This is a genomic window from Mesorhizobium calcicola (genome assembly GCF_042682105.1).
In the GTDB taxonomy this organism is placed as follows: Bacteria; Pseudomonadota; Alphaproteobacteria; order Rhizobiales; family Rhizobiaceae; genus Mesorhizobium; species Mesorhizobium calcicola.
In genome coordinates, this window is the sequence record NZ_JBHUGY010000027.1 from 99,735 (window position 1) to 122,695 (window position 22,961).

General features: G+C 58.9%; 16 protein-coding genes and 3 pseudogenes. 10 read left to right on the forward strand and 9 right to left on the reverse strand.

Annotated features, from left to right (window positions below):
- Window positions 1–173 precede the first annotated feature (173 nt).
- The 7 genes and pseudogenes from ACFSQT_RS17285 to ACFSQT_RS17315 all read right to left on the reverse strand — a co-directional run.
- Complete coding sequence (locus ACFSQT_RS17285; protein ID WP_379020632.1) at window positions 174–1,151, reverse strand: ABC transporter ATP-binding protein; 978 nt, start codon at window positions 1,149–1,151, stop codon at window positions 174–176.
- The gene (locus ACFSQT_RS17290; RefSeq protein WP_379020634.1) at window positions 1,148–2,137 is read right to left on the reverse strand and encodes an ABC transporter ATP-binding protein; all 990 of its coding nucleotides are present in this window, start codon (window positions 2,135–2,137) and stop codon (window positions 1,148–1,150) included. The genes ACFSQT_RS17285 and ACFSQT_RS17290 overlap by 4 nt, the downstream gene beginning before the upstream one ends.
- The gene (locus ACFSQT_RS17295) at window positions 2,134–3,003 is read right to left on the reverse strand and encodes an ABC transporter permease (RefSeq protein ID WP_379020636.1); all 870 of its coding nucleotides are present in this window, start codon (window positions 3,001–3,003) and stop codon (window positions 2,134–2,136) included. Before ACFSQT_RS17295 ends, ACFSQT_RS17290 begins: the two co-directional genes overlap by 4 nt.
- A gap of 11 nt (window positions 3,004–3,014) precedes the next feature.
- Window positions 3,015–4,037, reverse strand: coding sequence for an ABC transporter permease (locus tag ACFSQT_RS17300; RefSeq protein WP_379020638.1), 1,023 nt, complete (start codon window positions 4,035–4,037; stop codon window positions 3,015–3,017).
- Window positions 4,038–4,070: 33 nt separating this feature from the next.
- Entirely contained in the window at window positions 4,071–5,624 is a 1,554-nt protein-coding gene (locus ACFSQT_RS17305) for an ABC transporter substrate-binding protein (RefSeq protein ID WP_379020640.1), read from the reverse strand.
- 155 nt (window positions 5,625–5,779) lie between these two features.
- Window positions 5,780–6,913: a serine hydrolase domain-containing protein gene (locus ACFSQT_RS17310; protein ID WP_379020642.1), complete on the reverse strand. Its 1,134-nt coding sequence runs from the start codon at window positions 6,911–6,913 to the stop codon at window positions 5,780–5,782.
- A gap of 608 nt (window positions 6,914–7,521) precedes the next feature.
- Window positions 7,522–7,761: pseudogene (locus tag ACFSQT_RS17315) on the reverse strand (hypothetical protein); the annotation flags it as partial.
- Between ACFSQT_RS17315 and ACFSQT_RS17320 the strand changes: the two are divergent.
- Together ACFSQT_RS17320 and ACFSQT_RS17325 are read left to right on the forward strand one after the other, a co-directional pair.
- Entirely contained in the window at window positions 7,646–8,077 is a 432-nt protein-coding gene (locus ACFSQT_RS17320; RefSeq protein ID WP_379020644.1) for a BID domain-containing protein, read from the forward strand. The pseudogene ACFSQT_RS17315 and the gene ACFSQT_RS17320 sit on opposite strands and share 116 nt — an antisense overlap.
- Complete coding sequence (locus ACFSQT_RS17325; protein ID WP_379020646.1) at window positions 8,074–8,460, forward strand: hypothetical protein; 387 nt, start codon at window positions 8,074–8,076, stop codon at window positions 8,458–8,460. Before ACFSQT_RS17320 ends, ACFSQT_RS17325 begins: the two co-directional genes overlap by 4 nt.
- Window positions 8,461–8,476: 16 nt before the next feature.
- Here ACFSQT_RS17325 and ACFSQT_RS17330 read toward each other — a convergent pair.
- Window positions 8,477–9,087, reverse strand: a pseudogene (locus ACFSQT_RS17330) (ISKra4 family transposase); the annotation flags it as partial.
- Between ACFSQT_RS17330 and thyX the strand changes: the two are divergent.
- Complete coding sequence (gene thyX, locus ACFSQT_RS17335) at window positions 9,061–9,870, forward strand: FAD-dependent thymidylate synthase (protein WP_379020937.1); 810 nt, start codon at window positions 9,061–9,063, stop codon at window positions 9,868–9,870. The pseudogene ACFSQT_RS17330 and the gene thyX sit on opposite strands and share 27 nt — an antisense overlap.
- 80 nt (window positions 9,871–9,950) lie before the next feature.
- Here thyX and ACFSQT_RS17340 read toward each other — a convergent pair whose 3' ends face one another.
- On the reverse strand, window positions 9,951–10,301 hold the full coding sequence (locus tag ACFSQT_RS17340) for a hypothetical protein (protein WP_379020648.1): 351 nt from the start codon (window positions 10,299–10,301) through the stop codon (window positions 9,951–9,953).
- A gap of 120 nt (window positions 10,302–10,421) precedes the next feature.
- Here ACFSQT_RS17340 and ACFSQT_RS17345 point away from each other — a divergent pair, with 120 nt between their 5' ends.
- The 7 genes and pseudogenes from ACFSQT_RS17345 (at window position 10,422) to ACFSQT_RS17375 (ending at window position 22,901) form a co-directional block, all read left to right on the forward strand.
- A complete protein-coding gene (locus ACFSQT_RS17345; RefSeq protein WP_379020650.1) occupies window positions 10,422–10,862 on the forward strand; it encodes a hypothetical protein in 441 nt (146 codons plus the stop codon).
- Between the two features lie 492 nt (window positions 10,863–11,354).
- Window positions 11,355–11,585 carry a hypothetical protein gene (locus ACFSQT_RS17350; protein ID WP_379020652.1) on the forward strand — a complete coding sequence of 77 codons (231 nt, stop codon included), beginning with the start codon at window positions 11,355–11,357 and terminating at the stop codon, window positions 11,583–11,585.
- A gap of 58 nt (window positions 11,586–11,643) precedes the next feature.
- Window positions 11,644–12,408 (forward strand): hypothetical protein, encoded by a 765-nt coding sequence (locus ACFSQT_RS17355; protein WP_379020654.1) that lies wholly within the window; start codon window positions 11,644–11,646, stop codon window positions 12,406–12,408.
- Window positions 12,335–12,874, forward strand: a pseudogene (locus ACFSQT_RS17360) (DDE-type integrase/transposase/recombinase); the annotation flags it as partial. The gene ACFSQT_RS17355 and the pseudogene ACFSQT_RS17360, both read left to right, overlap by 74 nt.
- 251 nt (window positions 12,875–13,125) lie before the next feature.
- Window positions 13,126–13,323, forward strand: a complete 198-nt coding sequence (locus ACFSQT_RS17365; RefSeq protein ID WP_379020656.1) for a hypothetical protein — start codon at window positions 13,126–13,128, stop codon at window positions 13,321–13,323.
- 91 nt (window positions 13,324–13,414) lie between these two features.
- On the forward strand, window positions 13,415–15,403 hold the full coding sequence (locus ACFSQT_RS17370) for a recombinase family protein (RefSeq protein WP_379020939.1): 1,989 nt from the start codon (window positions 13,415–13,417) through the stop codon (window positions 15,401–15,403).
- Between the two features lie 388 nt (window positions 15,404–15,791).
- Window positions 15,792–22,901: a hybrid non-ribosomal peptide synthetase/type I polyketide synthase gene (locus ACFSQT_RS17375; RefSeq protein WP_379020658.1), complete on the forward strand. Its 7,110-nt coding sequence runs from the start codon at window positions 15,792–15,794 to the stop codon at window positions 22,899–22,901.
- Window positions 22,902–22,961 lie beyond the last annotated feature (60 nt).

Below are 22,961 nucleotides of genomic sequence, written 5' to 3' on the forward strand. Positions count from 1 at the left end.
AGCGTATCCCTCCAGACATCCAGACGTTCAATACGTCCGGGGGTTAAAGGCGCCCTTTGCGTTTTTTGAGCGGACGTGATCGACCGCATCTCGCAAATCGGACAGATAGTTGTTCACGAAAGGGTCCGTGAACGGCCGTGACGGCCTGCTGAATTGCATATTCGTGCAGTTTTTCATGCTGACTTTCCTTCATTCAAAGGATGAAAGCAGGCAAGAACTCGCCCCCCTTCTTCCTCGAACAGTTCCGGGGCGGAAGCGCGGCACGAGTCGGTCGCCCAACGGCAACGTGGTGCAAAAGCGCAGCCGGGAAGGCGGTTGAGAGGGCTTGGGACCTCGCCGTCGAGCGGTGGGGACTGGCGCCGTCGCCGAGGATCGATGACCGGCACGGCGTCGAGCAATGCCCGCGTGTACGGGTGGCGCGGATCGGCGAAGACCTCATCAACGGACCCGCTCTCAACGATCCGGCCAAGATACATGACCGCAACGCGGTGGGCGATGTAGTCGACGACACCAAGATCGTGCGTAATGAACAGGTAGCTGACGTTTGATCTGGCCTGGAGAGCTTTAAGAAGCTTCAGAATCTGGGCTTGCACGGAGACATCGAGCGCCGCGGTAGGCTCGTCGAGCACCAGCAGCCGTGGTTCGAGCGCCAACGCACGTGCAATGGCAACGCGCTGCATCTGCCCACCCGAGAGCTGATGGGGATAGCGGTTGAGGTAGTCCGCACCGAGTCCAACCTGGCTTAGCAATTCGCTGGCGCGCCGGGTGACGGCTTCGCCCCGCATGCCTAAAATACCGCTCAGCGGTTCGCCGACGATCGAGCGCACCTTCATCCTCGGATCGAGCGAGGAATGCGGGTTCTGGAACACCACGCCGACGTCGCGACGTGGGGGCATTGTGGTCCCGTGCAGGTGGGCGGTGACTATATTGCCGCCGATCTCGATTGTGCCTGCATCGAATTTCATAAGCCCCAAGAGTGCAGAGGCGAGCGTGCTCTTGCCGCAGCCCGACTCGCCCACGAGTGCTAGCGTCTGGCCCGGCGCGATCTGAAAGCTGATGTCGTCCAAGGCCTTTATGGCGCCGTGGCGCGTGGGATAGACTTTGCACAGGCCCTCCACGGAGACCAGGCGAACGGGGGGTGCGGCGTTCATGGTGCCTCCGTGACCTGCTGATGGCGAACGGCATGATGGCATAGCGCCAGGTGGTCCTCGCCTAAGGTCCGGGCCGGTGGGTCGGCCTCTGCGCAGATGCCAGTCGCCCGGTCGCACCGGTCGTGAAACGCGCAGCCCGTCGGTATTACCCCAGGATCGGGTACATGGCCGGGGATTGAGACGAGATCGCGGGTACCGCGGCCAACTACGGGAACCGTACCAAGCAGCTTTGCCGTGTAGGGATGGCGAGGCTGGTCGATCACCGCCTCCACGTTGCCCATCTCAACGATCCGGCCTGCATACATGACGGCCACGCGGTCGCAAAGTTGCGAAACGATGCCGAGATCGTGTGTGATGAACACGACGGCAAGGCCCTTCTCATCGGCCAGGCGCCGCAGGAGCCAGACGATTTGTGCCTGGATGGTCACGTCAAGCGCCGTCGTCGGCTCATCAGCGATCAAAAGACGCGGCTGGCAGGCAAGCGCGAGCGCAATCAGGGCACGCTGGATCTGTCCGCCTGACAGCTGGTGCGGGTACTTCTCAAGTGCAAGCTCCGGGTCAGGGATGCGCACGGCCTTGAGCTCGCTCAAGGCCACGGACCGCGCTTCGGCCCGGCCGACGGGTCGGTGGCAACAAATGACATCGATCATCTGCCGCCCGAGCGTGAAGAACGGGTTCATGGAACGCATCGGATTTTGGAAGATCATCGCAACGCGGCTGCCGCGCATGACACGCAGTTCGGACTCGGGTCGCCCAACGACCTCCTGCCCGTCGATCCTGATGCTGCCGGTGACGCAGCCGGGCGGCGGCACCATGCCAAGACAGGCACTCGCGGTCATGGACTTCCCGCAGCCCGACTCGCCCACCAAGCCGAGCACTTCGCCTGCGGCAACTTCGAAATCAACGCCGCGCAGGATCGAAGTCGATCGAAAAAGGCCGGGAAAAGTCACGCCGAGACCGTTCACCTGAAGAACCGCATCGCTCATTCCTGTCGCCCCTGCTTTGGGTCCAGAATATCACGGAGGCCATCGCCAACGAGATTGAGCGCAAGCACTGTCACGAAGATGGCCAGACCCGGAAACAGCGCAGTCCACCAGTGATCGAGGAAGTCGACCCGGGAATCCGCCGCCATCAGCCCCCATTCCACCGCAGGAGCCCTTGCGCCCAAGCCGATAAAGCTCAGCGATGCACCGGCCAGGATCGCGTAGCCAAAATCCGCCGAGGCCGCAACGATCACCGGCGTCAGCGAGTTTGGCAGGACGTGGCGAACCAGAATGCTCAGATGCCCGAAACCGATCGTTCGCGCGGCGCCGATGTAAAGTTCCTCGCGCACCCGCAGAACTGCGCCGCGCATAATGCGAGCCGTTCCTGGGAACCATGAGACACCGAGTGCGATCACAGCGCTCCAAATGCCAGGACCAAGTGCAGCAATGATTGCGATCGGCAACAGCAGGGGCGGAAAAGCCAAGAAGACATCTGCTACACGCATCAAAAGAAGGTCGGTCCTGCCACCGAAATACCCTGCCAAAAGTCCGATGGGAACGCCGATAACTAAGGATAGAAGGACAACACAAAGGCCGACGAGCAGCGATATCCTTCCTCCATGAAGCTCCCTGGCAAAGATGTCCCTGCCGAAGCGATCCGTACCCATCAGATGATCGGCGCCGGGTGGTAAAAGCCGCTCCGACATCATGATTTTGGTCGGCTCATAGGGCGCAATCCAGGTGGCCAGCACGGCACCTGAAACCACCACCAGGAGGATGGTCGCGCCAAAAACGAACAGCCGGTGCTTTCCGAAGAATGCTCTTGCACGGATTAGCCGGCCGGGCCACTCGATGACATCGGTTTGCATCATCATCTCCGTTACGCTGTTCTGAGCCGGGGATCGACGACCGCATACAGAAGGTCGACGATAAGATTGACCAAGAGGTATGTGCCGGCCAGAAAGAGTGTGGCGCCCAGCGAGGCGGGGTAGTCGTTCTGCGCGATCGACGAGACGACAAAGGCACCCAGCCCTGGCCAGTCGAAGACAGACTCGACCACAACGGCTCCGCCCAGAAGGTATCCATAGGTCAACCCAACGACCGTCAGGATCGGTATGAGGGTGGCCTTCAACGCATATCGATAATAGATCGCGGACTTCGGTAGACCATAGGCAAACGCCGTCCGAATATATTCCTCCTTTAGAACCTCGATCATCATGTTGCGCGTGATGCGTGTCACGGCAGCAAGCAGCAGGATCGTCAAGGTGAGGAGTGGTAGGGCGATGTGTGCTAGAGCGCTCGTGAAACCCTCCCAATTCCCGGTAAGAGGGGCATCGATAAGGAACAGGCCGGTGATCGGCCTGATCGGGTCACCCAAACCGACTGAAGTATCCACGCGACCCTGGAGCGGTAGCCATCCGAGCGCGCCGTAAAAGAGGAGCTGCAGTGACATCGCCAGGATGAAAGAGGGTATGGCGACCCCGGCAACCGAGACGGTCCGGACGACATTGTCCACGATCGAGTTCTGCCTTACAGCGGAAAGAATTCCGATCGGAATGCCAATGAGCAGAACGAGCACCATCGCCAAGGTGGTAAGTTCGAACGTCGCGCCAAATCGCTCGCGCACCTCCAACAGCACGGGCCGTTTGGTTAGCAGGCTATTGCCGAACTCTCCGCGGAGGACATTGCCGATAAAATCGAGATATTGAACCGCGAGTGGCCTATCGAGTCCGAGCTCGGCATTCACTTTGGCAATCATCTCTACGGGGGGGCGCCCCCCCAGCATCAATTCCGCCGGTGAGGGGGCGAGCACTCGGCTCAGGACGAACATTATAGTCGCGACGCCCAATACGACGCCAATGATCATCAATATTCGCTGAGCCAAGTACGTTGCCATAGGCATGATGCCCCCCGTTACTTTCCGCGTGCTCAAGGCCTATCTGCTCAGTCTATAGAGGGAGAGCCATTCGTAGGCGGGATTGTTGGCTTGGTCCATTCCCTTGATATCAGAGGAATAGGCAGCGACCCGGTTTACGTCGGCATAGAAGATGCCTACCGCGTTCTGCATCAGCCTGTCTTGCGCGGCGATATAAACCTTTTCCGCAGCGTCTCTGTCGGCGCCTTCCAATTTGAAGCCCTCGCCTATCAGACGGTCGTACTCTTCATCGTGGTAATAGGAGAGGTTCCAGACGGGTTTCTGTTCGGTCTTCCACACTCCTAACAGGTCCTGTGGGGACGGATAACCTGGCCAAGTTACCATCGCGTTCAGGTGACCTGTGGTTTCAGGTGACCGCGCCTTGCTAAGAAAGGTGGTAGTCACTTGTTCCAAGTCAAGCTCGACTTCAAGACCGACAGCCTCGGCGTTGGCCCTGAACAGCTCTATTGAATCGATCTGCTCTTGATTACCTGCGTAGTACAGCGCTTTTATCTTCCAATCCTTCTTAGGAACGCCCGATTCTTGAAGGAGTGATAGCGCCTTTTGTGGATCATATGTGCCCACGTCGTATGTTCCATGACCCCATAAGGATGATACGACGGGACCAACCGATTTTTTCGCGATGCCATGAAAGATGTCCTTTAGCACCGACTCGTGGTCCCAAAGATGCAACAAGGCCTGGCGGAATTTCAGGTTGTCGGTGGGATATTTTTGGGTGTTGATGTAGTAGAACTGTGAGCGCCAGCTCGGACTGTTCTCGATCGATACCTTTGGTAAGGCGCTCAGGCTCTCGATCTGCGAAGCCGGAATACGGGGGCAAATGTTCGCTTCGCCGGATCGGATCATCTGAATGCGCGTCGACGCTTCGGCCACATAGGGATGAAGGACGCGGTCGAACTGGCCACTTTCCCATCCGCCCCAGTAATCTTCGAATTTGTCAAGGACGGCTAGCTTCCCCTGCTGGAAATCTGTCAACTTGTAGGGGCCCGTGCCGATCGCATTGCCCTGGTTCAGCCATTCGTCGCCCTTGTCGATGCCTGCGGGGCCGATAACGAAACCAGCGTATTGTGCACTTGCCACTAAATCGAAGGCGATGACGTCCTTGAAACGGAAGATGACGGTGTGTTCGTCCGGCGTTTCAACATTTGCCAGGCCAGCATATAGGTAGCTCGCGCCCTTCCCAAGATCACGCGTATATTCGAATGACTTCTTGACCGCCGCCGAATTCAGCGGCGAGCCATCGTGAAATTTCACCCCTTCGCGCAATTTGACGGTCCAGGTCTTGCCACCCTCTGCGCGCTCCCAAGCGGTCGCGAGTTTCGGCATGACCTTGCCGTCCTTGTATTCCAATAGGGTCTCGTAGACGCTACCGAGGAGATAAATTTCGGCCGAATAGCTCGCGGCGGGATTCATGTTCTGGTACGCTATGTCCCAAATCCAGGTTAGCGTGTTCTGAGTTGCCTGCTTTGCGACTGCCTGTAGGCTGGACCAGCTCAGTCCAGCAATGGCAACGGACGAACCTAAGGCACTCTTGAGAATTTCACGTCGATTCATTGTCATTTCAGTCCCCTTTCTTGTTGGTCTTCAAGTATTTCCACCGAAACCGCCGATTTGCGCGATTCCAGACCGTTTAACGACGCAAAGGAATGCCGTGGCATGCTACTGACTACCCCCCCCCACAAGGTCGGCGCGAATTCACAACCACTACATTATTGCGCAGCGAGCTCCTCCATCATCTTCACCATAGGGGTGAAATGGTTCGTATCGGAGGCGCTCTTGTTCTCAAGCACGCTGAAGTAGACGACGACGGTGCCGGTGTCAGGATTTGCAAGCATGAATTGCCCGCCGTAACCACCGTGACCGAGCCAGGTGCCGTCGGTGAACGTTTGGCGACTATAACGCATCCAGTCACGCGGCTTCGCCCAGGAAGGGCCTGGATTCCGCCGCGTGTCTTCGATGAAAGCCGCGTCGCCGACACGGCGACCGTCGATACCCTCGCCCTTGCGCGCAAAGAGCAGTCCATAGCGTGCGAGATCGCGGGCGGTGAGACAAGCGCCACCGGAGACCAGCGGCACACCTTCGCGGTCGCAGGTGATGTGGAAGCATCCCTCGAGGCCCGCCGCCTCGACGATCTCGATCAGCCAGTCGCGTAACGTCCGGCCGCTGGCGCGCTCGATGATCCAGCCGATGACATCGCTGTTAGATGACTTATACAGCACCTCGCCGGTACGATTCGACAGGTCGTCTGCGGTTATGCCGCAGATGAAGGAGCGCGTAGTGCCTTCTCTCCGACCCTCCGCCGGCAGGCGCCAGCCGTTGGCGGCATCCATGTCGAACGCCGAAGTGTAGGGGTCGCTGTAGTCCTCGTTGAAGTCGTTCACAACGTTCATGTCGGCGACCGCCTTAACGGTCGCGTCGGCGTATCCCGTACCGATCTCCGGTAGATACGTGCTTACTCGTTCATCGAGATTGACGAGGCCGTCGGCCACCGCGCGGCCGAGCATCAGGTTGAGTGTCGTCTTGGTGATAGACATAATGGTATGTGGCCTGTCGGGCCCGAAATCCGGCGCATAGCGCTCGTAGAGGATGCGCTGGTCGCGCACCACGATGAAAGCGGAGAAATGCGGCATGGCGAGGAAACGCGCGATCTCCGGCCGCTCGCCAATGGTCCAGTCGATCTGTTTCTGGAGCGGCAATACGCCTGGGGCGCGTAGCGATATGGCATACCGCATCGTGGTGTGGAGGTTGTGGAAACCACTACGGCGGTGGTCAGGCAAGTTCCAGCGCGCCTTGTTGTCGAACAAGGTGACCAGGTCGGGATTGGCGGTCGACCGGAGCGTCATGAGGCTTACCTTTCAGAGTTGGTCTGGTCGCGGGACATATGACAGCGGCGGACCATGCGTGGTGTTCAGTAGCCTGTTGGTCAATAATGCTGGATAGACCAGTTCCAGCCGTTAATATCTGGAGATCGCGATCTAGATCGCTCCGAACTCTTTGGAAATGCAGCCCCATTATCGAGCGGACCACGCCAACACCCAAAATGCAGTAGCTTACCAGCCCATGGCCTCAGCGCACCATCCACGTCTGGATATACATCGGGCGCTTGCGCTTATTCGGCCCTGTGTTATCGGTCCCCATCTTTGAGCTTACTGTTCCTGATGACGAAGCCCGGCCCTTGGGATTCGTGCGCGTCAACATGCTCGCTGGGCTCCTTCCGTAAATTCTCGCACTGCAGGGATTTTGATCATTTTCGACCGTTAATCTTAGCGACTTTGCTTACGGGGCAGGCCGGATGCCGTTTGCTCTTCGGTAAATGTCCCTCGAACCTTCGACCGCTTCAATTGCTTTGTTCTGCACGGTATGTTGCCTTAAAGTGACCAATGGACCATGCGGTATCCGTGTAGAAGGAAGGGCAAGCACAGAAGGCGTGACACCGGTAATTTCTTTGGGGTCAGGCGGCGCGCAGAAGGGGAGGTTTAGGCTTGAAAAGAAAAGGCACGTTTGACTCTGGCCGTCGAAACGGTGCCCGCAACCTCTCGTGAAGTTCGCCATTGATCTCGGCCGTCCGGACCTGCATGAGCATATGCGCGTCGTGGAGCCACCAGCGCATCTGCTGCTTCTTGACCATACGTTTCTCGACGATTGAGTTCACCGCCGACTCGGCGAGGGACGTGGCAACGCGAAGGCCTGCCCAGGTGCGGCGCGAGCGCACTGACCGCACGATCTACCTCCAGACAGCCTATCGCGATGCTAAGGCCGCCACGGCGCGGCTCGACCAGATCATCGCACGCGACGGCGCCACGAGTGCTGCCCGGCGTCTCGCCTCAGATCCAGCCCAGCTCGGCGAATTGCGCGGCCGCGAGGGCTTCTTTGCCGGGGCCAAAGCCCGCGAGGAACGTAAGGGGCGGTCCGGGCCGCCGCGGCGATCGGGCCTAACATCACCCGCGGGGCGCAAGCCGAGGTCCGGGCCGCGCAGGATTATCGCGGGAGCGTTGAACAGCAGATGAAGGCGGACGCCACCCCGGTTGCGAACCTCTCTGCTGGCGCCAGGCAGGCACTTGGCAAGGTGGCTGCGGCGAAGGACGACAACGGGCGCGCCGAGGCCGTCAAGACGCTGTCTGGCGATCCCGACATCGCACGTGAGGTCGCGGGTTTTGCGGCGGAGGTCAAAGCCCGCTTCGGCGAGGACGGCGCCCGCGCCATGTTGCGCGCTTCCGCCGCACGCAAGCCGTTCGAGCACCCATCGGTGCCGAAATCGGCGCAGGCCTCGCTCGACCAGGCCACCAAGTTTTACGCCGCTGCTCGCAGCGGCGAGCGGGAGATGGCACGAATGGCCGAAAGCGAGCGTCTTGGGGCGCGTCAGATCCAGGGCGCCAAGCTGAAGCCGTGAACAACGCTTGTGGCGGTCATGCGGCGCGGGCCGTTTCTCTGTGCTCGTGATTGTCGTTGGCCATGCCGGGATACCATTGCCGGAAGGTCAAGCGGAGGGAGCCGTCGAGGGTCTGCGTGCGGGTTTGCAGCAAAAGATGCGCGCCCGTCCGGCTCCATTGCATCTGTTGCTTTTTGGCGAAGCGCTTGCTGATGACGGCGTTGACGGTGGCCTCGACGAAGGCCGAGGATATCCGCTCGCCGGACCGATATCGCTCGCCGTAATTGATCAGGCTCGCGCTGTTGGCGGCGATGTAGGCTTGGAAGTCGCCGATGGCAGTCAGGAACTTGCGCATGTTCGGATAGCCTGTTCCAGACCTTCCGCATCGAATTGCAGGTCGGCGATTTCGTCACGGGCACGATAGCTATTGCCATGCCACAGATGCCATTTGATCCTGCGCAGGGCTTCAAGCAGGTCCTGTCCGGCCTGCTCGTCATGGTTTTCGAGGCCTTGCGCGAACTGGCGAAGGACCGTGATCCGCATGGTAATGTGGAACCAGTCCAGCACATGCTCACTCGCCGGCGTGATCATCTCGGCGAGTGAACGGACCTCTTCGCCGCCATCCGTGATGAAGGTGATATCTTGGTTGTACGAGTCATCGACTACATGGGCGACGACGGCGCTGTCGTGCAGGCAGCCCGTGTCTCCTATGGCCGGGGCACCAAGAAAGTCTCTGAAGATCGGGGCCTAATCCACTATCTGCTCCGCCACTGGCACACGACACCGTTCGAAATGGCGGAAATCAAGTTCCACGTAAAGTTGCCGATCTTCGTCGCCCGCCAGTGGATCCGGCATCGGATGGCGAACGTTAATGAATATTCGGCGCGCTATTCTATTCTCGATCGCGAATTCTACATTCCCGCCCAGGAACATCTGTCAGCACAATCAGTACAAAATCGCCAAGGTCGCGGTGAAGTCGTGGGAGCTGCGACTCTCACAGACGATGCGCAACGCAACTACGATCACTATCTCGATCTGCTGAACCATGATGAAGGCGGCCAGCAGATTCGCGATGACCGACAAGGGCTAGCACGAGAGCTTGCTCGGATGAACCTATCGCTCAATTTCTATACCCAGTGGTACTGGAAAACCGACCTGCACAACCTCATGAACTTTGTCCGGCTTCGCGCCGATCCGCACGCGCAGTATGAGATCAGGGTGTACGCAGAGGTAATTTTGGACATTCTGGAAAAATGGGTCCCGCTGACCTACGAAGCTTTTCGCGAGCATCGACTGGAAGCAGCGACATTTTCCGGGGAGGCGCTCAAAGCACTGGGCCGCATGCTTGCGGGCGAACACGTCGAGCAACTCGACACCTCAATGTCTAAGCGCGAGTGGGACGAATTCTTAGCAAAGCTGGAACTGAGTTGATGCGCATCTCCACGTAGAATTTTTATCACGTTGGAGAACGTCGACATTGAGGTGACTACGCCCTGGGGGGCGTCCGATGATCAGTCGTTCCATTCACTGCGCCGTGCCGGCATGCGTGTGTCGGCAGTTCGCCAAGGTTTGGTGCCGCGCTCGCCTCTTCGCATTGGCTTGCCGTCGGCGCCCCAGGCGACGACGGACACGCAGTTGGCGTTTCTGTACTTGCCTGTTTCGTCCCAGTCCCACTCGAAGCTGACGGCCTCGCCCTTGTAGACGAACTTGCCCGACCAAGGGGCAAGGAAGGAATAGCGCTCGCCATCGATGGTGATCACGTGCTGGTGCCAGGCGCGTTTGTTGCCGCCGCGACTTGGGGGGCGCGACTTGTCCTTGAGATAGACGCCGTAGTCCTGAAGCTGCGCCTTTTCGATCTGCACGTTCGACCTCCCGATTTGCTCCGAAGTGTTTCGTGATAAGTGGATGGCATGAGGTGCGAATTGCAAGCAATACTGGCAATCTTCGCGGCTGCGGTCCGCACCCTTGTTGCGGACAAGGACGTGGCTTACGCCGACCCGGCCGAGCGCGCGCTCGTCGCCCGGATCCGGCATCTGCTGCATGGGCAGTATGAGGGCTGGTCGATTGACCTCGAATGGAACCGGCGCGAGGACGTCATTAAACGGCTCCGGTATGGGCTCAGCGATGACGAGCTGGTCGGCAAGGACGCCATCGTCCCCGACCTAATCGTGCATCGGGTGGGCAAGCGTGAGAATCTGCTGGTAGTCGAGGTGAAGAGGTCGACCAACAAGGACTTCGACGGCGACATCTGGAAGCTCAAGGGCATGACCGAACAGGCCGGACCCTATGGCTATGCGGTCGGCCTGCATCTGGTTCTCGACGTGAAGGCGGGCACGGCCCCGCGTTCCGATGTCTATGTCGATGCGAAACTAGACGAGGAACTGACGGAATGGCTGCGCCTGGAACTGGGAGGCGCGAATTGAGCGCGGACCCGGCGCAGGGTCGTCACGTGGTCCGCCGGTTTACAGCGCGGACCTGAGGCGGACCTTGTCGCGTATCCGACCTCGCTGACGAGGTCGGATAGCGGCCGGAGGAGAACCCAAACTAGGGGTGGCACGCGTGACGCTGGGGTATGCGCCTCATGTATGGGCCTTGTCTATGTTCGCTATTTGTTCTAACGAGGTGCCGGTCAAGCTCGATTCTGTCGCACTGGACCGACGATTGATCTTGCCTGGTTGCCGGGCGGTTTGCACAGCGCGCTAGCTTTTCTCGGGGTTCGCCGTAGCTGCAGCGGTTAGCAACCTCCAGATGAGTGCCCGGACAGGATCTTACTTTGGCAGTTTTTGGCGAGCGTTGGCGACCGACGATGGGTCATGCAGGGACGGACCTCCCGATCCAGAATTCCGTATTTCAGCCTTTCGGGGTAGGAGGATTTCTGGCTTTCGGGATTGCAAGAAAGGCAGAAATCTGTATCGTTGCTCGGTGTCGCGCGACCGGGGGTGGTAGTCGCCGCGCCAAAGGGGGCGGCTTTGGCCAGCAGGCGGACCGAAAGCAGCGCACTGGAGAGCGAAAAAGAGTCGCTCAACTTCAAGGTCAGCCCTGCGTTCAAGAAAGAGTTCAAAGGTTTCGCGGTGTCCGAGGGGATCAGTATGACTGATCTCCTCAAGGAAGGCTTCGCGCTCTCGAAAAAGAAGCGGCAGAAGTGATCGCGCGAGCTGCGCCGCGCAGCGGTCGTCGACGACCAACATCGCACTGGTGGCGGTCATGACTCTAGATGAGACGGACCGACCTCGTTCGGAGGCCGACTGGCTGTTCGTGATTGGCGAAGGTCGTGGCTTTCCGAGCGTCGATGGACTGCTGGCGGTCGATAGCTATCAGCCTTCGGGACGCGCGCCCGAGGAAGTTGCGGTTATGGAGAAAGCACGCGACTATGGCGCGCGTGCCGTGTTCTTCGAGGCTGCACGGCATGGGCGTGCTCCAGTCGCGCAAGCCTTTGTGTTCGACGAAAGCACCGCAGTCGATGACGGCGAATTTGCCGAGCTGCATAAGAGGCTTTGGAGCTGGGGCGGCGTGCCTCTTGTCTATCGCGCGGCTCCCGGGCGCATCCATCTCTTCCGCTGTGCGCACGAACCGGACTTTGTCGGTCCGGACAATATGCCGGTCTGCAGACCGATCCGAAGCTTGTCCGTCGGTGCTGAGATCGCCGCCCAGGACGTCTGGTGGAGCGCAGCGCGGATTCGCAATGGCACGATCTGGGATGACCCCATTGCATGTGACCTCATGCTCTCGGCCCAAAAGTCGGCGCATCGTATGCTCGTTGAGCAAGTGCGCGCGCTCGCCAAGCAGCTGACCGATAGCGAGTTGCTCGAGCCACGGCTTCGTCGTCGATTGCTGATCCTCGCACTCCTTATCGCTTATCTTGAAGAGCGATCGGTTCTCCTCCCCAAAGATTTCGCGCGCGCGCACAAGGGAGGACCGCCAGGGAGCTGTCGGACCGAACGATGTCTGGGCAATGGATTTTGTCCATGACCAGCTTGCGACGGGCAAGAAGCTGCGCATCCTGACCATCGTCGACACCCATTCGCGCTATTGTCCGGCGACCGACCCGCGCTTCACTTATCGCGGCGAGGATGTGGTGCAGACACTCGAACGCGTATGCGGCCAGATCGGCTATCCGAAGACGATCAGGGTCGACAATGGCAGTGAGTTCATCTCGCGGGACCTTGATCTGTGGGCTTACGCCAACGACGTCACGCTCGACTTCTCGCGGCCGGGAAAGCCTACCGACAACGGCTATATCGAGGCCTTCAATAGCAAACTCAGGGCCGAATGCTTAAACGCGCACTGGTTCCTGTCGCTTGCGGATTCCCGTGAAAAGTTGGAGGATTGGCGTCGATACAACAACTCGGCGACGGAACACCCACGGGACCGGCCCGGAGCGCGAGCTTCTCTATCCATTGCATCCTTGGGCGGGTCGCCAGGTCCATATTCATGAAGTGATCGACAAGAAAGAAGCAGAGGTTTTCCGCTGCAGTCTTTCTGGCCGGGTATCGGATCGCTGGCTGGAGGTTCCTGGGTGGATGTTCGATCGGAGCCTCAGCGCGAGCTGGCGCATCACGACTGCTCCGCACGTCTACCTTGCCGCGCTGGGCACCCTTGCGAAACTGCTCCACGACACGGGCGCCCCATCGCAATCGCCGGAGATGGGCGCAGCATTGGGCTGTCAGGCGAATCGGGGAGATGTCCATGCCGCGCCAGCCCACGACATACCAGTTCGATCTGTTCCCGAAGCCGAACGACGCCGACACGGTGCAGACGCCGCAATGGCAGGCGCTGCCGGCCGAGGCGCGCCGATCAGTGACGAAGCTGATGGTCAGCCTGATCCTCGGGCACGTCGACGGCGAGGGTGCCGCAAAACGGGAGGGCGCGGATCATGATGCATGAGAAGATTGGGCCGCATCATCTGGAGCGCAAAGCGATCCTGTATGTGCGGCAGTCGTCAGCCCATCAGGTCCTGCACAATCGTGAGAGCAGCATGCTTCAATATGCGATGCGCGACCGCCTGACGGCCCTTGGCTGGTCTCGCGTAGAGACGATCGATGACGATCTCGGCCGTTCCGCCGCCGGCGGCGTCGTACGCGCCGGCTTCGATCGGATGGTCGCTGAGGTCTGTCTCGGCAAGGTCGGGGCGGTTGCGGCACGGGAGGTGTCGCGGTTTGCCCGCAACAGCCGCGACTGGCAGCAGCTTATCGAGATGTGTCGTGTCGTCGATACCGTGCTGATCGACCAGGAGACGGTCTATGCGCCGCGTCAGGGCAATGATCGGCTGCTGCTGGGATTGAAGGGCAGTCTCAACGAGTATGAACTCGATCTTCTGCGCCAGCGTTCGCTGTCGGCCCGCTACGAGAAGGCCCGCCGCGGCGAACTCGTCGTCGCAGCCCCTGTCGGCTTCGTGAAGGTCGGCGATCGGCTTGAGAAGGAACCTGATCGGCGTGTGCAGGAATCCATTACCCTGGTGTTCGACAAGGTTGCTGAGCTCGGCAGCGCGCGTCAGGCCTTGATGTGGTTCCTCGAGCATGGGCTGGATTTGCCCGCCAAGCGCAACAATGGCGAAGTGGTCTGGCGCAGGCCGAGCTATGCGACCATCCACCGGATGATCGAGAACCCGATCTACGGCGGCGCCTACGCCTATGGTAAGACTCGTGCCGCGCCGGGATTTGGGCGATCCGCCGTTCGAGCAGGTATCCGACGCAGGACGCGCGAGGAATGGCTGGCGCTGATCCCGGACAGCCATGAGGGCTATGTCAGTTGGGAAAGGGCAGAGGCGATCCGCAAGATGGTGAGCGACAACGTGCCGACGAGCCGGCATCACGGGGCGCCCAAGCATGGCGACGCTCTGCTCGCCGGGCTTGTCCGCTGCCGGCGCTGCGGCCGCAAGCTCACGGTGCGGTACACGGGCATCAAGCACAACATTCCGCGCTATTCCTGCTGGCGGGGTCTGCTCGACAATGGCGAGCCGCGATGCATCGCTTTTGGCGGACTGCGCGTCGATGATGCGATTGAGGAAGCGCTCCTGCGAGTCGTGGAGCCGGGAGCGATTGCTGCCGCTGCCGAAGCTGAGGCGCAAGCTGCCAATCGTCGTGACCAGGTCCGGGACGCCCTCAGTCGGGATCTTGAGGCTGCCCGCTACGCTGCCGACCGGGCCTTCCGGCAATACGACGCGGCCGATCCCGAGAACCGGCTGGTCGCGGCGGAACTGGAAGCGCGTTGGAACCAGGCACTCATCCGTGTCGGTGAGATCGAGAGCAAGATCGCCGCGCATGATGCCGCGACGCCGAGGCCATCACCTGTGTTGGCAACGGGCATCACGGCGCTGGCCACAGACCTTCAGGCTGTCTGGTCGGCGCCAACGACGGACGCCAGGCTCAAGAAGCGCATCGTGCGCACCGTCATTCAGGAGGTGGTCGCCGATATCGACGATAAAGCCTCCGAGATCGTGCTGCTGATCCACTGGATTGGCGGCGCCCATACGGAGCTGCGCCTGCCGAAGCGCCGGCGTGGACAGCGCAACAGCACCTCTGGTGATATCATCGCAGCCATCCGGCAACTGGTGCTGATCGCCAGCGATGATCTGATCGCCGGCATTCTCAACCGCAACGGCCTGGTGACCGGGCATGGCAATCGCTGGACACGGGAGCGGGTCACCGCACACAGATCGCATCACAAGATCCCGGTCTTCCGGCCGGTACCGGATGGGACCGAGCCATGGCTCAACCTGAACAAGGCGGCGCGCCTCCTCGGCGTTGCACCGAAGGACCCTCAGACTCGCCGCCGAAGCAGGCGAGATCGAAGGCATTCATCCTCTACCGGATGGGCCGTGGATCTTCAGCCGATCAGAACTTGGAAAGCCGCGAGCCCAGCAGATTGTTCATCGTGCGCGACAGAACCCGAAGTACCCCGCGGGATCGCACCCCGATCAGCAAAACCTATTCCCTTCAACGACATAGACAGATGGGTGTTCTGAAACAGGATTCAACAACGAGGTTCGTCCTCACAGCGCGATCGGATATAATGTCCCGATCGCATTGCAAAATCTCGGTGGCGCTGCCAGCCCGTCACCATGATCGCAGCCGGAAAACTCCAGCCTCCGGCGCTCCAAACTTCGGTCTCAGAGCAATGAAACCCCGGACTCTCCATTGAACTGGAGCAAAGATGGGTCTCAGGTCATCCTCGATCTTCTTTTTGAATTTTTCTTAGCTTTGCCATGTCACTGAAAATTGTTACTTCGAGTGAATATGTGCTCTGTCATACGACAGTTTCACATAAACGACTGAATTATTCTCAAAAAATTCAAACCGTTTCCAAGAGAGGAGGGGTAACTTCTTCGCACAACTAAGCGGCAGGAGAAAGCAATGGGTTATGTTACGCGTCCGCTGTCGCATGGTCAGATGGGCCTTTGGATACATCATCAAAAACGAACGACCGGTAGCGAATACAATTTGCCAGTCGAGCTGCGCCTAAAGGCACCGTTCGAGATTGATGCCTTGCGGCGCGCGCTACAATCATTGATCGACCGGCATGAAATGCTGCGCACGACCTTTCACCAGGAAGGCGAGCAGGTCGTTCAGCGCATTCATGAGACAGCCTCTCTGAGCTTTCATGCCGTTCGGCTACAAGGTCTCGAAGAGGCGCACTACCATCACTCCATCGCAGCTGAAGCTCGCTCGCCTTTCGATCTGGAACATGGGCCGTTGTTTCGCGCTCACCTGTTCATCCGCAATGCCACGGAAGAGGTTCTCCTCCTCAATTTCCACCACATAATTTCCGACGGCTTCAGCATTCGCACCTTTTTGCACGAGTTCGGCAGGCACTACCAGGCGTGCTGCGGCGACACGGATATGCCAAGTCTGACCACGGCGTCTCCTTACGGCGACTTCGTAGCCTGGCAAGAGTGCCTCCTTGCCGGCGACGACGGAGAACGCATGTGGGCCTACTGGCGCAGTCAGCTTGTTGATCACGAACCTGACCTGCCCCTTCCGACCGACAGACCACGAGCTGCACTTGCCACGCACACCGGGTCAGTTTTCTCCGGGAATATTGAGATGCCGCTGGTCGCGCGCTTGGAGCGACTGGCGCATAAAGAAAAAGTGACGCTCGCCACCGTACTGCTTGCTGCCTATTACGTCCTGCTGCATCGCTATGGCGACCAGGACGACATCACCCTTTACGTGCCACGCCTCGGTCGTCCGGCAGAAAATTTTTCGGGCACCTTCGGCTACTTTGTGACCTTGGCGGCCCTACGCCAGGATCTTTCCGAAAATTCCATTTTCCTCGACCATTTGCAGCAGGTGCGCCAGCTCATGCGCTGCGCGCGCAGCCACGAGTATTTTCCCCTTCCCCTGCTACTGGAGAAGCTCAAGCTCCCCCCGGCACCTGATCGCAATCCTCTCGCGCAAGCAGTTTTCAACTTCATTCCAGAGGCGGTGAGTTCTCTTGGCTTCACGTCATGCGACGTCGACCTCTCCGGCTTGCCTGCGCAAATCCGACTTTGCGAGACCGATATCTGGATCGATCTTGATTTTCGTATCTTGGCCAGTAAAGAAAGTGTCCGTCTACATGTCGTATACAACGCGGATTTGTGGGATCCTAGCACCATCGAGCGGCTGGCGCAGCACTATCAGTTGTTGCTCGAGGCGATTGCAGATGCGCCAGCGCGACGGATAGGCGACTATTGTTTTCTAACTCCAGAGGAGGAGCATCAGCTCCTTCATGATTTTAACGACACCGCTGCACGTTTTCCGTCCGACATTTGCCTGCACACCCTGGTCGAAGCTCATGCTGCCGCTCGCCCAGACAATATCGCTGTCAGTTGCTCAATGGAGGCGCTCAGCTACGCCTTACTTGAGCAAAAGGCAAACAAGCTTGCCCGTCATCTAATTTCAAAAGGTGTCCGCCTTGGAGACGTGGTCGGCGTCCTCGTCGAGCGTTCGTGCGATCTCATTGTCGGCTTTCTAGCGGTGTTGAAGGCGGGGGCCGTCTATCTTCCTCTCGATCCGCGACTCCCACCCCAGCGTCTGCATTTCATGGTGCGGGACGCTGGCGCCACTGCAGTGATAAGCAAAGCGGAGCTTAAAAAACAGGCGTTCGGGACAGCCCTATCAAAGCTAGACATTGAAGGTGCGAAGGGATGTGCGGTAGTTCTCCTCGACAAGGACCGCGCCGAAATCGCTCTCCACGATGTCACGCCTCCGCACTGCCCCGCCGGCCCCTCAGATTTGGCCTACGTGATCTATACATCCGGTTCCACGGGGCAGCCGAAAGGCGTGATGGTTGAGCATCGCTGCGCCTGCAACATGGCGGAAGATCTAAGACGCACCTATCAATTGGGTGCGGATAGCAGGGTATTGCAGTTCGCTTCCTGCGGATTCGATGCATCGCTGTTCGATTTTATGCTGGCTTTATCCTCTGGTGGTCGATTGTGCCTGGCGCCTCCATCAGCATCGCTGCCCGGAGCAGAGCTTGTCGAGTTCATGCGCCGTGAATGCGTTACCGCCGCCGGTCTTACGCCGACAGCGTGGGCCTCCTTGCCGTCGAATGATCTTCCTGATCTCACTGTGGTAAAGTCAGGTGGAGAGCCGTTGCCGCCGAGCCTCATTGAGCGATGGGGCGAGAAACGCCGCATCTTCAATTCCTATGGGCCTACGGAGACGACCGTCTATTGCATAAGGACTGAGGTGAAAGCCGAGGAGCAAAAGCCAACAATTGGGCACCCCGCCATCAATACCAAGGCTTATATCCTGGATCGCTATGGTAATCCGACACCGGTTGGCGCTATCGGCGAGCTCTACATCGGGGGTGTCGGCGTAGCCCGCGGCTACATCAATCACGATGAACTCACGCGCGAGGTTTTCCTGCCAGACCCATTCGATGATGATCCGCAATCCAGGCTCTACCGAACTGGGGATCGGGCCCGCTACCGGACAGACGGCACGATTGAGTTCCTGGGCCGGAAAGACGGACAGATCAAGATCCGCGGCATGCGGGTCGAGCTTGCCGAGATCGAGCAGTGCCTGATGGAGCACGAAAACGTCAAAGCATGCTGCGTCACGCTGACAGCCGGTCCCGATGAAAATGCGAGCCTGGCAGCCTACGTGGTGAAGCGACGGGACAGTTCGGAGGATGCCGATGAACTTCAGTCTTTTCTGCGCGCCGCGCTGCCTGGCTACATGGTCCCCTCACAGTTCGTGTTCCTCCCGCAGCTACCAACCAATCGTAGCGGCAAGATCGACCGGCGCGCTCTTCCCGAGCCGAGAAACGTCTCGAAATTAAGGGCCGCAACTTTGCCGACCGGTGGGTTGCAGGCGGAAGTGGCTGAGATATGGAAGAACGTGCTGAACCTGGACTCCGTCGGCGTTGAAGACAATTTCTTCGATGTTGGCGGCCATTCCCTGGCCATCATCCAGGTTCAGGCGCGTATCCACGATCGTTTGGCCATTGATTGCAAGATTCTGGATCTGTTCGAGCACCCCACCATAAGAACGCTCGCTGCGCACCTGGCAGCAATTCCAGGCGCTCCTCACCCCGCGCAGGACTTAAAAAGACCGAGTGGTCCGGCGGCAATCGAACCCAACCAGGACCGCAATGCTGTTGCAATCATTGGATTGGCCGGCAGGTTCCCGGGGGCGGAGAATGTCGAACAATTCTGGAACAATCTGGTCGATGGCGTAGAGTCCATTGCAGACTTAGATGAACACACATTGTGCGAAGCCGGCGTTGATCCCAATACCTTTGGCAAGCCTGGTTATGTGAGGCGCGAAGCCGTTATCAGCGGAGTTGATTTGTTTGACGCAGCGTTTTTCGGTCTCTCGCCTAAGGAAGCAGCCTGGATGGACCCGCAACAGCGGATCCTGCTGGAAACGGCGTATCAGGCGCTCGACCAGGCGGGATACGGATCGCGCGAGAACGCAGGAGGCCGCGTCGGTGTCTTTGCTGGAGTGGGGGCCAACCACTATCTCCCTGAACGTGAAGCAGTCCGCGACCTGCTGGATTCAGAGAAGTTGCAGATCCGCCTTCTTAATGGCCACGATTTCACGACGACGCGCATTGCCTACAAGCTCAACTTGACCGGCCCCTGCGTGTCAGTTCAGACGGCCTGTTCCACTTCGCTGGTTGCGGTCCACCTCGCTTGCCGGAGCCTGCGCAGCAATGAGTGCGATATGGCGCTGGCAGGCGGTGCATCGATTTCCCTGCCCCATGGAAAAGGCTATCTCCATCAACAAGGCCATATCTTGTCCCCTGACGGCCACTGCCGTGCGTTCGATGCCAAAGCCCAGGGAACGGTGAGAGGCAGCGGAGCAGCGGTCGTTGTCCTCAAGCTGCTGAGCGACGCCTGTAGAGACGGCGACTATATCTGGGCAGTGATAAAGGGGACCGCCATCAACAATGATGGCGCCGCCAAGGTCGGGTTCACCGCCCCCAGCGCCGACGGACAGGCTGCGGTGATCCAAGCCGCCCTCACCGATGCTGAGGTCTCTGCGGACACCATTGGGTACGTCGAAGCGCATGGTACGGGAACCTATCTTGGAGACCCCGTCGAAATCTCCGGCCTGACCAAGGCCTTCGGTTCCCACACAGCACGGAAACAATTCTGCGCAATAGGTTCGGTGAAGACAAATGTCGGCCATCTCGACGCCGCAGCGGGCGTAACGGGGCTGATCAAGCTCGCCACGATGCTGAACAGGAACGTCATTCCCGCTAGCCTGCATTTTGATGAGCCCAACCCAAATATCGACTTCAAGGGGAGCCCGGTGTTCGTAAACAAGACCTGCACCGATTGGCCCAAAGGTGGTGAGCCACGGCGCGGTGGGGTCAGCTCATTTGGCATTGGTGGCACGAATGCGCACGCCATCCTCGAGGAGGCTCCGCCGCAGAGTGGTGAACAAAGCGGCCGCAGGCTACAAGTTTTTCCAGTGTCGGGTGCAAGCAGGTCTGCATTAACCGAAATGCTCCGGCAACTGGCAAGCTTTATTCGCCGAAGCGATGTTAGGCATAGCGCAGCAAATATCGCATATACCCTCCAAACGGGTCGAGCAGCTCTGAGACATCGCACAAGTTTCGTCGGATCCGATCCGGTGGAATTAGCCGACCAGCTCGATCAGGCGGCTCTGAATGCGGGCGCAGCAGGAGAGGCGTCAAGCAGTGAACACCGCATCGTGTTCATGTTCTCCGGCCAGGGCGGGCAGCGGATCGGAATTGGTCGGGAGCTTTATGAAGAAGAGCCGGTATTCCGCAACGCCATCGACGAATGCGCAAAGTGGCTTAACGAGCTCGCACATATTGATTTCCGCCCCCTGCTCTACTGCGAAGGCAAATCCAATGGCGAGCTTCAGCCTCAGCTGGAAGCCCTCATACAGCCTGTCATCTTCGCTACGCAATATGCAATGGCGAAGCTCTTCATCTCGTGGGGCATTTTCCCTGCAGCTGTGATCGGCCACAGCATCGGAGAATATGCAGCCGCTCATCTTGCAGGCATCATCTCGCTACCGGATGCCATTCGACTGACACTGATAAGGGGACAGTTAACGTCGCATGTGCCTGTCGGCGGGATCGTTGCAGTCAGCTTGTCGCCGGAAGAGCTCGAGCCTTATTGGAACGACAACCTTTCACTGGCGGCAATAAACGGGCCGCGTCAGTGCATCGTTTCGGGGGCAGCATCCGAGATCGCAGCGTTCCATGAGCAATTGCAGGCGAAATCCATTGCGAGCAAACAAGTGCGCGCAAGCCATGCCGTGCATTCGTCACTGCTCGATCCAATCCTGCCGGAGTTTAGGATTCATGCAGAACAAGTCGAGTTGCAAGCGCCTCAAATACCTTTCATGTCGACAGTGCTCGGTGACTGGCTTGAAGCGGACGTGCGGCTCAATGGCAGCTATTGGGTCCGCAATCTGCGAGAGACGGTGCAGTTCAATCAGGCCTTCGATCGGGTAGTGCAATCGGGCCACGAGTTGTTCATTGAGATGGGGCCTGGCGCAGCCCTGACCACACATTCCAGGCGGTTCAAGTCAAAGGGCCACAGGCGGAGCCCCGTCGCGTTTCCAGCCTTGCCAGGGGACGACCACGGGCAAGGCGATCGCGCGAGCCTTTTACAGACGCTGGGCAAGCTTTGGACCTGCGGCGTTCGCATCGATTGGTCTAGTCTGCACGACCACCAGCCCTTGCAGCGAACCCCCCTCCCCCCTTATCCTTTTGATCGCAAGCGTTACTGGCTCGATGCGGTAGTCACCAAGGACCAGGAACAAAATGCCGGTTTGAATCAGCCTAATATTACAGCCAGATCCGTCGATCGCCCGACTGGGAACGAGGGGGTGCGCAGTCCGACTGTAGTTGAGATGTCTGCTGAGACAGCTTTAGATCGCCAAATTGCGGCGGTCTATTGGGACATCTTGGGCTTGGATGACGTTGCCCTGACCGACAGCTTCTTTGATCTTGGTGGCGATTCGTTGAGCGCCTTAAGCGTCATCGATCGCATCGAGCAGCTCACGGGAGAGAGATTGGCTGTCTCCCTGCTGCTGGAACACCAGACTCCAAGAGGGCTCGCAATAGCCCTGTCGAAGACACATAGAAGCGTGCGCACGAACGCATTGGTGCCGATACAAACCGGCGGTTCGCGGACGCCTCTGTTTTGCCCCCACCCTTTTGGGGGACATGTACTCGTATATACGCCTCTTGCTAAGGCACTTGGCACGGAGCAGCCGCTCTTCGGCTTGCAGGCGCGCGGTCTGAATGGTGAAGCGAGCCCTCACCTGAGCATTCCGGAGATGGCGCGGGAATACGTAGAGGCTATCAAGAGCGTTCAACCCCGAGGCCCTTATCAGCTCGCTGGGCTGTCTATGGGCGGTAGCATTGCTTGGGAAATGGCCTGCCAATTGCACGATGCTGGTGACGAGGTAGCAATAGTTGGGCTGCTCGATGCCAAAGCGCTTCACAAAGATGAAGAGCACACAAGCGACCGGTATTACCGCCTGCTCGGCAACCGCCGTATTCCTCAATGGCTTAGCGAGCAAGCGGTTATCTTGAGCGTCCTTTTTCCTGCGCTGAAGAAACATTGGCGAAAGCTGAACTCCATCCAACGTGAGCGTCAGGTCACGGCATTGCTGGATTTCGGAATGCAAGCAGGCAATGTCCCCGACATAAGCGAAACGCAGCTCAATAATATTCTGGCAGTTGCCGAGGCAAATAAAATTGCGCTGCGTGAATATATGCCTCGGTTCAACGACAGCAAGTCCGTTCTTTTTGCAGCCAAGAAGGGGCTGCGCACATCCACTAATGAACCTGATGGCGATCTTGGGTGGAAGCAATTCGCGCGGGCGCCCCTGGAAATTCACGAGGTGCCAGGTGACCATTACACGATGGTCGCTCCGCCTCATGTACGCGTACTAGCAACGAAGCTCAAAGATTATCTCAATCGAACCACTAGCGACGGCACCGGCAGCGCATCACAAAAGCGGGACAGGCGTCAGTGACCAAACTGTTGTAACAGGTCCTTCAAGTAAATTCATAGAATCTTTGCGCACCGGATCGAT

What these genes read in the sequence shown, in the direction of transcription:
- ACFSQT_RS17285 (WP_379020632.1), bottom strand. Translation starts at nt 1,151, where the DNA reads ATGAACGCCGCACCCCCCGTTCGCCTGGTCTCCGTGGAGGGCCTGTGC.
- ACFSQT_RS17290 (WP_379020634.1), bottom strand. Translation starts at nt 2,137, where the DNA reads ATGAGCGATGCGGTTCTTCAGGTGAACGGTCTCGGCGTGACTTTTCCC.
- ACFSQT_RS17295 (WP_379020636.1), bottom strand. Translation starts at nt 3,003, where the DNA reads ATGCAAACCGATGTCATCGAGTGGCCCGGCCGGCTAATCCGTGCAAGA.
- ACFSQT_RS17300 (WP_379020638.1), bottom strand. Translation starts at nt 4,037, where the DNA reads ATGCCTATGGCAACGTACTTGGCTCAGCGAATATTGATGATCATTGGC.
- ACFSQT_RS17305 (WP_379020640.1), bottom strand. Translation starts at nt 5,624, where the DNA reads ATGAATCGACGTGAAATTCTCAAGAGTGCCTTAGGTTCGTCCGTTGCC.
- ACFSQT_RS17310 (WP_379020642.1), bottom strand. Translation starts at nt 6,913, where the DNA reads ATGACGCTCCGGTCGACCGCCAATCCCGACCTGGTCACCTTGTTCGAC.
- ACFSQT_RS17320 (WP_379020644.1), top strand. Translation starts at nt 7,646, where the DNA reads ATGAGCATATGCGCGTCGTGGAGCCACCAGCGCATCTGCTGCTTCTTG.
- ACFSQT_RS17325 (WP_379020646.1), top strand. Translation starts at nt 8,074, where the DNA reads ATGAAGGCGGACGCCACCCCGGTTGCGAACCTCTCTGCTGGCGCCAGG.
- ACFSQT_RS17355 (WP_379020654.1), top strand. Translation starts at nt 11,644, where the DNA reads ATGACTCTAGATGAGACGGACCGACCTCGTTCGGAGGCCGACTGGCTG.
- ACFSQT_RS17365 (WP_379020656.1), top strand. Translation starts at nt 13,126, where the DNA reads ATGCCGCGCCAGCCCACGACATACCAGTTCGATCTGTTCCCGAAGCCG.
- ACFSQT_RS17370 (WP_379020939.1), top strand. Translation starts at nt 13,415, where the DNA reads ATGCTTCAATATGCGATGCGCGACCGCCTGACGGCCCTTGGCTGGTCT.
- ACFSQT_RS17375 (WP_379020658.1), top strand. Translation starts at nt 15,792, where the DNA reads ATGGGTTATGTTACGCGTCCGCTGTCGCATGGTCAGATGGGCCTTTGG.